Genomic DNA, 2354 nt, shown 5'->3' on the forward strand with positions numbered 1-2354 from the left:
CGGCAAGAGCTTCTTCGCGCGGCTGTTCGGCGGCGGCGACGAGGGCGACGAGGCGGAGGCGACGCCGACGAACAGCCGCGCGAAGAAGCTCTTGCCGCCGCCGCCCGAGGCGCTGGAGGCGTAGGCGGTGTCGACCGAAACAGAGCCGCGCGACTTCAGCTCAGCCATCGCGACCTGGTAGCCGGGCAGCGGCTTGCCGTCAGCCGGCACATGAACGGTCTTGCCGTTCGGGAACAGCTTGGCGAGCTGGGTGCGGGTCAGGCGCGGCCAGGCGCGCACATTGCCGGCGTCCAGATGGACGAAGGGGCGGCCCGAGGTGGGATAGAAGCCGACGCCGCCGGCCTGGAGCCGGACGCCGGCCTCGCGGACGGAGGATACCGGCACGCCCGTGATGTAGAAATCCATCGCGCGGCCGAGCATGTGCTGGCTGAACTTGGCGACGCCGCGGCTATGCGCGCGAAGATAGGCGTTGGTCTCGGGGCTGCGATACGCAGAGACGATGTTGATCATCGCGCCGCGCCCGACCTGCCGGTGGACTTCCCAGACAATGTCGAACAGCCGCGGCTCCATCCGCGTCTGCTTGTCGTTGCGCCAGTCGCGCAGGAAGTAACTTAGCTTCTTCAGGCCGTCCGCGTCGTAGCGGCCGTTCCTCTTGAACGTCACCGTGACGGAGTCGCCGCGATGCGTGTGATAGAGCGTCAGGGTTCGCGTGTCGCCATTGGCGACAGCGTCCTGGGTCGCCTCTGAGCCCAGCAGCAGCGCGAGGGCTCCGAGGAGGACGGCTCCGGCGCGGCGCGAAGAAAAGCGCCAGCGCGGACGTCGCGACGAATGGTTGTCCAGCAATGATCCGTCCTGACCTGAGAGATCGCCCGGGTCTCGCCAACGCGACGCGCCGACGAGCCGATTGATCAACAAAGTCTCAGCGGAGGTGGTTAATGTACGGTGACTGACCGCGCAGAAAGCTACCCCCGAACCCCCCGAACAGTGACTTGGTAGCCTCGCCTTTTGGCAAAAGCCAGTCCGAAATCTGCCGAGGGATGCAAAAAGGAGATAGCGTTCTCCTTTTCGCCATATTTGGACGGGGCGTCAGTACCGCGAATCACCGAACAGTCGGGAAAGCCAGTTGGGGGCGCTCGGCCGTGTCTGGGGCGGCGGAACGGCCGCCGCCGCCTGGGCCTCAGGAGCGGGTTTCGGCTTGGCGCGCACGATCTTCGGGAGCGCCGGAGGCGGCGCCGGGCGCGGACGCGACAGCTGCTCGCCGCGCAGCGCAGCCGCCATGCGGCCGTCCAGATCATAGATGTCCTTGCGCCGCTCCAGCGCCCCGTCGCCATTCACCCAGGCGGTGAAATAGGCGAGATGCACCGGCACGGGCTCGGAGACCGCCAGGCCGCGCTCCTTGCCGCCGATCATCTTCTTGAGCCTGTCGCCCGAGAGACCCTGGTCGCCCGACAGGGCGTCGGCGAACTCCAGCGGCTTGTCGACCCGGACGCAGCCATGGCTCAGCGCGCGGTAGTCGTTGCCGAACAGCTTGCGGCTCGACGTGTCGTGCAGATAGACGGCGAACCGGTTCTGGAACTGGAACTTGATGTGGCCGAGCGCATTGCGCTCGCCCGGCGGCTGGCGGATGCGCAGCTTGTGCGCCTTCACGTCGGCCCAGTTGACCTCGGACGGCGGCACCACGCGGCCCTTGCTGTCGACCACCTCGAAGCCGCGCAGCGATCCCTGCGAGAGCTCCGCGAGGGCGATCGAGACAGGGACGTTCCAGTACGGGTTGACGACGATGTTGTTGATCGCGCTCGTCAGCACCGGCGTCTGGTTGCTCGGCTTGCCGATGATCACGCGCGTCTCGTAGGTGTCCTGCCCGTCCTTGACGACGCGCAGGCGGTAGGCCGGCAGGTCCACGAAGACGTGCCGCGCGCCGAGGTCGCGCGGCATCCAGCGCCAGCGCTCCATGTTGATCGCGATCAGCTCGGCCTCGTCCCGGCGCTCGAAGCCGCCGTTGAGCGCGCCGATCGTCTGGCGGCCGACCACGCCCGAGGACTCGATCTTCTTGTCGAGCTGGAAGTTGACCACGGCGGCGGCGAGAGCGTCGTCATAGACGTAGTCGTCATCGGCGCCCAGGAGGCCGAGGCGCTTGCGCAGCGCCGGAACCCGCGGGTCCTCGTCGCCCGGCCGCAGCAGCTTGCCGAACGGGATCTCGGGCCGGTCCGCCTGCTCGTTCTGCGCCGCGCGCGCCTCCTTGAGCAGCTTGCGCAGCGCCTGGAACTGCGGCAGCGGCGGATTGAAGGCGTCGAGCACGGCGGAGACGTCGCCGCTAGGAGCGGGCGGTCGGCGTCGACGTCGTCAGGTCGGTC

At 68.1% G+C, this 2354-nt stretch carries 2 protein-coding genes; both read right to left on the bottom strand.

What is annotated here, in order from left to right; genetic code table 11:
• A partial coding sequence (locus ACIKT0_RS17060) for a peptidoglycan L,D-endopeptidase MepK (RefSeq protein WP_407106563.1) occupies positions 1-843 on the bottom strand: 843 nt, incomplete at its 3' end.
• 243 nt (positions 844-1086) lie between these two features.
• Positions 1087-2298 (bottom strand): L,D-transpeptidase family protein, encoded by a 1212-nt coding sequence (locus tag ACIKT0_RS17065; protein WP_407106564.1) that lies wholly within the window; start codon positions 2296-2298, stop codon positions 1087-1089.
• Between the last annotated feature and the right edge of the window lie 56 nt (positions 2299-2354).

It is taken from the genome of Hansschlegelia beijingensis (genome assembly GCF_045505405.1).
Classification (GTDB): Bacteria; Pseudomonadota; Alphaproteobacteria; order Rhizobiales; family Methylopilaceae; genus Methylopila; species Methylopila beijingensis_A.